We start from the raw sequence: 7438 nt of genomic DNA on the forward strand, positions 1-7438 counted from the left end.
CGCATGATCAACCCCGACGACAAGCTCGGCGCGGTGATCGGCAAGGAACAGATCTCCATGTTCAAGATGACGGGCGCCGTCTCGAAGCACATGAGCTGATCCAGCTTACCGGCGGCGCAGCGGCCAGTCCGTTGCGCCGCCGGTCCACAGCGCGAGCCACACGAGCAGCGGCTGCGCGACCATCCTCGGCAGGTGATAGCCGAGGCCCCACCCGCCATCGGGGCGCGCCATGTCGAGCGCGAAGTGGTGGATATTCGCCGGAAAGACGCAGATCGCATAAAGCGCGAGCCCCACGGCGCCCGCATGGCGCAGCGGCTGGCTGAAGGGCTGGGCGAGCGCGACCGCTCCGAGCAGTTCGGCAATTCCGGTCCACCAGATCACCGCCTCGGGCGCGGGGACCCAGCCGGGCATGATCGCCAGGAAGGGCGCCGGATCTGCCAAATGCATGTATCCGGCCAAGGCATAGAACAGCGCCAGCAGCCAGCGCAGGCCAGCACGGATCACGCGCCCGGTTCCCATCCCGCCGGCGCGAGTTCGAAACCGGCGAATTCGAACGCGGGGGCCACGACGCAGGACACCAGCACATAGCCATGCGCGCCTGCGGCGGGCCGCGCGGCCTGCCACCAGTGCGGAGCGATGACATGCTGCACCGCCTGGCCGCCTAGGACATCGGGACCGAGCGTGATCGTCTCGACCGGAGAATGGTCGGTTTCGGCCAGCGACAGCTCGAGTGCATCGCCCGCGTGCCACAGCCAGATCTCGGAGGCGTCGACGCGGTGCCAGTGCGAGGCCTGGCCGTGCTCGAGCAGGAAATGGATCGCGGTGGCGGCCGCGCGTTCACCCTCGGCGGCCGGCGCGCGCCAGGTTTCTTTGTACCAGCCGCCTTCGGGATGCGGTTCGAGGCCGAGCTGCTCGATGATCTTGCGGGCGGGGCTCACTCCTCGACCACCTCGACGCCCTTCCAGAAGGCGATGCGGTCCCTGATTTCGGCGGCGGCTTCCTTGGGCTCGGGATAGTACCAGGCCGCGTCGGTATTGATCGCGCCGCCCGCATTGATCGAGTAGTAGCTCGCCGTACCCTTCCACGGGCACCGGCTGGTCGTCTCGCTCGGGACCAGCACCCCGCGGGCAACGTCCCCGGCGGGAAAATAGTGGTTGCCTTCGACGACGACCGTATCGTCGCTCCGGGCCAGGGTTTCGCCATTCCAGCGGGCGGTGATCGTCATGATTGGGCCTTTCCTTGCGGGTCCTCTTTGCTAGGACAGCCCGCAAGACATCAAGGGGTTCCTCGTCATGCGCCATTTCCTGCTCGCCACCGCCACTGCCGCCTTCGCCTGTGCCACGCCCGCCCTCGCGGAAACGCCCGAGCAGGTGGCCGAGGCCGCGCTCGAAGCAGCGCCGGTGTGGGACGGGCACAACGACGTGCCCGAGCAGCTGCGCGATCGCTATCGCAACATGCTCGCCGATTTCGACTTCGCCGACACGGCGCAGGCACCGTCGAACGGGTGGAGCGAGGGCGGGATGCACACCGACCTGCCGCGCCTGCGCAAGGGGCATGTCGGCGCACAGTTCTGGTCGGTCTACGTCTCGGCCAATTTGCCCGATGCCGATGCCACGGTGGCGGTGCTCCAGCAGATCGACGTGATGAAGCGGGTCATCGCGCGCTATCCCGACGATCTCGCCTTCGCCACCAGCTCCGACCAGGTCGACGCGGCGATGAAGAGCGGCAAGATCGCCTCGCTGCTGGGGATGGAAGGCGGCTATGCCATCTCGGACAGCTTGGCGGTCCTGCGCCAGTTCTACGCGCTCGGCGCGCGCTACATGACGCTGACGCATTCGAAGAAGATGTCCTGGGCCGACAGCGCCACCGACACCCCCGAGAACGACGGGCTGACCCCCTTCGGCGAGCAGGTGGTGCGCGAGATGAACCGGCTCGGCATGCTGGTCGATTTGAGCCATGTCAGCGAAGCGACCATGATGGACGCGCTCGATACCGCCAGGGCGCCGGTGATCTTCAGCCACTCGGGCGCACGCGCGATCAACGGCCATGCGCGCAATGTGCCCGACAGCGTGCTGGCGCGGCTGCCCGAGAACGGCGGCGTGGTGATGGTCGTGGCGCTGCCGGGCTATCTCAGCGAGGCGCAGCGCCAGTGGTATGCCAACCGCGAGGGCGAAAAGGCGCGGCTCGAATCGCTGTGGCGCGGCCAGCCAGCTGCGGTCGAGGCGGCGCTCGCGGAATGGGATACTGCCCATATGATGCCCACCGCCTCGGTCTCCGACATGGCCGACCATATCGATCATATCCGCGAGGTCGCCGGGATCGATCACATCGGCCTCGGCGGCGATTACGACGGGATGGACACCGGCCCGGTGGGGATGGAGGACGTCACCGGCTATCCGGCGCTGTTCGTCGAGCTGGCCCGCCGCGGCTACAGCAAGGCCGACCTGCAGAAGATCGCGAGTGGAAACATGATGCGCGTGCTGCGCGCGGCCGAGCATTATGCCGCGAGCGTGCGCGACATGCCGCCGATCGAGACCCCGCTGCCCGAAGAATAGGGCCGCAGCCCGCGGGCGCGTCTCAGAGCCGCTCGAGCGTCAGCGGATCGCGCTCGCCGTCGAAGAACTGGTCGAGCGCATCGGCGAAGACCTGCGCATCCTCGTCGGCGCAGGTTGCCTCGAACAGGGTCATCGAGCTGCGGAACTTCTTCGCATCGACGGGGCCGAGAATTTCCTCGGCACTCATCGTTCCGGCCCAGTCGAGCATGGCTTCGGTCGCTTCGAACAGCCGCGGCCCGAGCTCCTCATGCATGCAGTAGCCGCGAGCCTCGCTGGCGTTGGCCAGGGCGAACTTGCGCGTCGTCGCGCTCGTCCCCAGGCCCGCGATCTGCGGGAAAATGAACCACATCCAGTGGCCGGCCTTGGCGCCCTCGCGGATTTCGTCGAGCGCGCGGTCGTACACGCCGCCGTCCTGCGCCTGCAGAAAATGGGCGAACCCCTCGAGGTCAGCCTTCGTCGACATGGTCGGGGAGGCCATCGAGCTCGGTCGAGGCGTAATCCTCGAGCTCGTCCTCGCTCATGCTGTCGTACATCTCGCGCGAGGCGCCCTGGAGATCGCCGACCTTCGTTTCGCCGCGCTTGGCGGCAAGCGCGGCTCCCGCCGCGCGCTGCTGGGCTTTCGACTTCGCCGGCATCAGTTCTGGCCCGAAAGCTCGGAGCCGAGCTTCAGCACTTCATCGCCGTCGTCCTGCCGGACGAGGTAGGCGGGATTGTCGGGGTCACCGTGTCGGGTGATCTCGCTTCCCTGCAGGGTGCGGGTCACCTCACGCTCGAAGCGCTGCTTGACCTGCCCCTGGCCCTTGCCGTCACCCCAGTCCCATTCGACGTGCTGGCCGGTTCGGAAGCTGTTCGATGTGCTCATTTCCCGATTTCCGGTCGCGATCAGTTCTCGATGACCTCGACGCCGTCCTCCATGGTCGTCTGGTCGTCGCCGGGGGCGGCCTGGTCATCGCCCAGGTCGGTGACGATGCTGTCGGTATCGTCGCCATCGTCTTCCATCGAGGAGATCTGGCCGCTTACCGTGCCTTCCTCCTCGACGTCGCCGGTGCTCAGCGCCGGGATAATCCAGGTTACGGAAAGCAGGATGATCGCCAGCAGCAGGCCGCCGGCCAGCACCCAGCGCACGACACCTTCTTTCGAGCCGCCGCTCGCCTCGGTATCGTCGACATGGATTTCTTCGCCGTCCTTGTGCATGGCACTACTCCCAATTACGCGAATACGCGCGTTTCAGGAAGTTTTACGCATTCGTACGGCGAATGTTCCTGTCGTTCAGTCGCGCAGGAGGTCGTTGATGCCGGTCTTTTCGCGCGTCTGTGCGTCGACCGTCTTCACGATCACCGCGCAGGCGAGGCCGGGACCTCCGTCCTTGCCGGGCATCGATCCGGGAACGACCACCGAATAGGGCGGGATGTGTCCGCGGATCACCTCGCCGGTGTCGCGATAGACGATCTTGGTCGACTGGGTGATGAAGACGCCCATGGCGACGACGCTGCCTTCGCCCACGATCACGCCCTCGACGATCTCGCTGCGCGCGCCGATGAAGCAATTGTCGCCGATGATGGTCGGATTGGCCTGCATCGGTTCGAGCACGCCGCCGATCCCGGCACCCGCCGAGATATGGCAATTCTCGCCGATCTGTGCACAGCTGCCGATGCTGGCCCAGGTATCGACCATCGTGCTCTTGCCGACGTAGGCGCCGATATTGACGAAGCTCGGCATCAGCACGCAGCCGGGCGCGATATAGGCCCCTTCGCGCGCCACCGCGCCGGGGACCACGCGGAAACCTGCCTCGCGGAAGCGCGCCTCGTCCCAGCCGGCGAACTTGCTTGGCACCTTGTCGAAGGCGGGATGGCCCGCGCTGCCGCCCTCCATCAACCGGTTGTCGTTGAGACGGAAGCTGAGCAGCACCGCCTTCTTGAGCCACTGGTTGACCGTCCAGCCACCCTTGCCATCGGGCTCGGCGACGCGGCCCGTGCCGCTGTCGAGCATGGCCAGCGCCGCATTCACCGCCTCGCGCACATCCGCACTCTGCGGGGTGACATTGGCGCGGTCGTCCCACGCGGCTTCGATGCGGGTTTCTAGCTCGGCGCTCATGCTGGTCTCCGGTTGGTATGCGGAGCGGTCGTTAGCAGTGTGGGCGCGCTAGTCCATCCCCGCCGCGACCGCGAAGTCGTAGGCCCTCTCGACCAGCGGCGCGACGCGTTCGGACATCGACTTGGCATGCGCCGAGGAAGCGGTGCCGTCGATCACGCGCTTCTTGATCCCCTGCATGATCCCGGCGAGCCGGAAGAGGTTGTAGGCGAAATACCAGTCCATCGGCGGGACCGGGTAGCCGGTGCGCGCGACATAGCGATCGACCGCTTCTTCCTGCGACGGGATGCCGAGTTCCTTCAGGTCGAGCCCTTCCAGCCCGGCGCGGCCATCATGCGGATTGTGCCAGTTGAGCATGAGGTAGCTGAAATCGGCGATCGGATCGCCCAGCGTCGACAATTCCCAGTCGAGCACCGCGAGCACGCGGTTCTCGTCACGCATGAAGATCATGTTGTCGAGCCGGTAGTCGCCATGGACGACCGAGCTTTCATGCTGCGGCGGGATGGTCTGCGGCAGCCATTCGATCAGCCGCTCCATCTTGGGCATGTGCTCGGTTTCGGAGAGCTTGTACTGCTTCGACCAGCGGCTGATCTGGCGCGCGCAATAATCGGTCGGCTTCCCGAAATCGCCCAGCCCGATGGCCTCCGGGTCCTTGGTGTGCAGATCGGCGAAAGTGTCGATCATCGAATTGTAGATCTCGCGCCGCTCTTCGGGCGTGTTGTTGGGCAGCGACCCGTTCCACAGGCTGCGCCCGTCGGCGAGGCCCATGACGAAGAACTTGCTGCCGATGACCTCGGGATCCTCGCACAGACCATAGGTCCTGGGCACGGGGAAGCCGGTCGGCCCGAGCGCGTGCATCGCCTTGTATTCGCGGTCGACCGCATGCGCGCTGGGCAGCAGCTTGCCGAAGGGCTGGCGGCGCAGGACGTAGGACCGGTTCGGCGTATCGATGCGATAGGTCGGGTTCGACTGCCCGCCCTTGAACTTCGAATAGTCGATCGGACCCTCGAAGCCCTCGACATGCGCCTCGAACCAAGCGGTCAGCGCGTCGAGGTCCATCTTGTCGGCGTCGGACACCTCGACCGTGCCGACCATCTCCTTGTCGAAATCGATGGGCTTCTCTTCGGCCATCAGTCGAACACCACCACGCTGCGCGCGGAATGGCCGCCCTTCATCTTCTCGAAGCCCTCGTTGATCTTCTCGAGCGGGATGCGCTCGGCGATGATTGTGTCGAGATCGAGCAGTCCGCGCATGTAGAAGTCGACGAGGCGCGGCAGGTCGACCGGGAAATGGTTCATCCCCATGATCGCGCCCTGCAGCTTCTTGCCCGAAAGCAGGTCCATGGCGCCGAGCCCGACCTTGCAGTCGAGCGGCATCATACCGAGGATCGTCGCGGTGCCCCCGCGGCGCAGGATCTTCACCGCGAGATCGGCCGAAGCCTGGCGGCCGACGGCTTCGATCGCGTGATGCACGCCGCCGCCGGAAATCTTCATGACTTCCTCGACCGCATTGTCGGCCATGGCGTCGACCGTGTGCGTCGCGCCGAGCACTTCGGCGAGATCGCGCTTTTCCTTGATCGGGTCGATCGCGATGACCTTGCCGGCACCGGCGATCTTGGCGGCGTTGATCGCCGCAAGGCCCACGCCCCCGCAGCCGACCACGGCCACGGTCTCCCCGGGGACGACCGAACACGCGTTGAAGATCGTGCCCGCCCCCGTGGTCACCGCGCAGCCGATCACGGCGGCGCGGTCGAGCGGCATGTCCTTGTCGATCGCGACGCAGGCATGCTCGTGGATCAGCATCTGCTCGGCGAAGGCCGAGAGGTTGAGCATCTGCGCGACCGGGCCGCTGCCGTCGGCGCGCATGATGCGCGGCTTGGCATCGGGTGCGCGGCGGGTGTCCGCCCCCATGCACAGCGCCATGCGCCCGGTGACGCAGAACTCGCAGTGCCCGCAGAAGGCGGACAGGCAGGAAACCACGTGGTCGCCCGGCTTGACCGTCTTCACTTCGCTGCCGACCGCGCGCACCACGCCCGCCGCCTCGTGGCCGGGAATGGCCGGGAGCGGGTGCGGATAGGCGCCGTCGATGAAGTGCAGGTCCGAATGGCACAGGCCGCAGGCCTTTGTGTCGATCAGGACCTCGTGCGGGCCGGGGTCGGCGAGTTCGACCTCGCCGATGGTGAGCGAACCGACCTGTTCGAGAATTGCAGCCTTGGCCATCAGCGCGTCGCCCCCATGTCGCCCGAGCTGAAGTTGTCGTTGCCCGATGTCGGGGCCGCGCCCTCGCGCAGTGCGTTGGCGGTGGGGCCTTTCTCCGGCAGGTGCTTGGCGAATTCCATCCGCGCGATCGAGCGGGCGTGGACCTCGTCCGGACCGTCGGCGAGGCGCAGGGTCCGCTGGTGGGCATAGGCCGAGGCAAGACCGTAGTCCTCGCTCACGCCGCCGCCGCCATGCGCCTGGATGGCGTCGTCGATGATCTTCAGCGCCATGTTGGGCGCCTGGACCTTGATCATGGCGATTTCCTGCTTGGCCGCCTTGTTGCCGACCTTGTCCATCATGTCGGCCGCCTTGAGGCACAGCAGGCGGGTCATGTCGATGTCGATGCGCGCGCGCGCAACCCGTTCTTCCCACACCGAATGCTTGTAGATCGGCTTGCCGAAGGCTTCGCGTTCCTGGAGGCGCTTGCACATCTTGGCGAGCGCTTCCTCGGCCACGCCGATGGTGCGCATGCAGTGGTGGATGCGGCCCGGGCCGAGGCGGCCCTGCGCGATCTCGAAGCCGCGGCCTTCGCCC

At 66.6% G+C, this 7438-nt stretch carries 13 protein-coding genes; 2 read left to right on the forward strand and 11 right to left on the reverse strand.

What is annotated here, in order from left to right; genetic code table 11:
• Window positions 1–3: 3 nt before the first annotated feature.
• Window positions 4–99, forward strand: a complete 96-nt coding sequence (locus tag ACN4E0_RS06230; protein WP_347188934.1) for an SWIB/MDM2 domain-containing protein — start codon at window positions 4–6, stop codon at window positions 97–99.
• Between the two features lie 6 nt (window positions 100–105).
• Here ACN4E0_RS06230 and ACN4E0_RS06235 read toward each other — a convergent pair whose 3' ends face one another.
• From ACN4E0_RS06235 to ACN4E0_RS06245, 3 genes are read right to left on the reverse strand one after another with little or no spacing between them, the layout of a single operon-like run.
• A complete protein-coding gene (locus tag ACN4E0_RS06235) occupies window positions 106–504 on the reverse strand; it encodes a DoxX family protein (protein WP_419566630.1) in 399 nt (132 codons plus the stop codon).
• Window positions 501–938: a cupin domain-containing protein gene (locus tag ACN4E0_RS06240; RefSeq protein WP_419566632.1), complete on the reverse strand. Its 438-nt coding sequence runs from the start codon at window positions 936–938 to the stop codon at window positions 501–503. The genes ACN4E0_RS06235 and ACN4E0_RS06240 overlap by 4 nt, the downstream gene beginning before the upstream one ends.
• Complete coding sequence (locus ACN4E0_RS06245) at window positions 935–1225, reverse strand: DUF427 domain-containing protein (protein WP_419566633.1); 291 nt, start codon at window positions 1223–1225, stop codon at window positions 935–937. Before ACN4E0_RS06245 ends, ACN4E0_RS06240 begins: the two co-directional genes overlap by 4 nt.
• 67 nt (window positions 1226–1292) lie before the next feature.
• On the opposite strand from ACN4E0_RS06245, the gene ACN4E0_RS06250 reads away from it, so the two are divergent.
• Entirely contained in the window at window positions 1293–2555 is a 1263-nt protein-coding gene (locus ACN4E0_RS06250) for a dipeptidase (protein ID WP_419566634.1), read from the forward strand.
• 22 nt (window positions 2556–2577) lie between these two features.
• Here ACN4E0_RS06250 and ACN4E0_RS06255 read toward each other — a convergent pair whose 3' ends face one another.
• The 8 genes from ACN4E0_RS06255 to ACN4E0_RS06290 all read right to left on the reverse strand — a co-directional run.
• Window positions 2578–3018 (reverse strand): DUF1810 domain-containing protein, encoded by a 441-nt coding sequence (locus tag ACN4E0_RS06255; protein WP_419566635.1) that lies wholly within the window; start codon window positions 3016–3018, stop codon window positions 2578–2580.
• Entirely contained in the window at window positions 3002–3190 is a 189-nt protein-coding gene (locus tag ACN4E0_RS06260) for a DUF3008 family protein (RefSeq protein WP_419566637.1), read from the reverse strand. The genes ACN4E0_RS06255 and ACN4E0_RS06260 overlap by 17 nt, the downstream gene beginning before the upstream one ends.
• Complete coding sequence (locus ACN4E0_RS06265; RefSeq protein WP_419566638.1) at window positions 3190–3417, reverse strand: DUF2945 domain-containing protein; 228 nt, start codon at window positions 3415–3417, stop codon at window positions 3190–3192. Before ACN4E0_RS06265 ends, ACN4E0_RS06260 begins: the two co-directional genes overlap by 1 nt.
• A 20-nt stretch (window positions 3418–3437) precedes the next feature.
• Complete coding sequence (locus tag ACN4E0_RS06270) at window positions 3438–3749, reverse strand: hypothetical protein (protein WP_419566639.1); 312 nt, start codon at window positions 3747–3749, stop codon at window positions 3438–3440.
• 75 nt (window positions 3750–3824) lie between these two features.
• Window positions 3825–4649, reverse strand: coding sequence for a 2,3,4,5-tetrahydropyridine-2,6-dicarboxylate N-succinyltransferase (gene dapD / locus ACN4E0_RS06275; protein ID WP_419566640.1), 825 nt, complete (start codon window positions 4647–4649; stop codon window positions 3825–3827).
• A gap of 48 nt (window positions 4650–4697) precedes the next feature.
• Window positions 4698–5777, reverse strand: a complete 1080-nt coding sequence (locus tag ACN4E0_RS06280) for a phosphotransferase family protein (protein WP_419566641.1) — start codon at window positions 5775–5777, stop codon at window positions 4698–4700.
• Window positions 5777–6865 (reverse strand): Zn-dependent alcohol dehydrogenase, encoded by a 1089-nt coding sequence (locus tag ACN4E0_RS06285; RefSeq protein WP_419566642.1) that lies wholly within the window; start codon window positions 6863–6865, stop codon window positions 5777–5779. The genes ACN4E0_RS06280 and ACN4E0_RS06285 overlap by 1 nt, the downstream gene beginning before the upstream one ends.
• Window positions 6865–7438 (reverse strand): acyl-CoA dehydrogenase family protein (locus ACN4E0_RS06290; RefSeq protein WP_419566643.1); only part of this gene is annotated, 574 nt, incomplete at its 5' end. The genes ACN4E0_RS06290 and ACN4E0_RS06285, both read right to left, overlap by 1 nt.

The sequence above is a fragment of the Qipengyuania sp. genome (assembly GCF_048550555.1).
In the GTDB taxonomy this organism is placed as follows: Bacteria; Pseudomonadota; Alphaproteobacteria; order Sphingomonadales; family Sphingomonadaceae; genus Qipengyuania.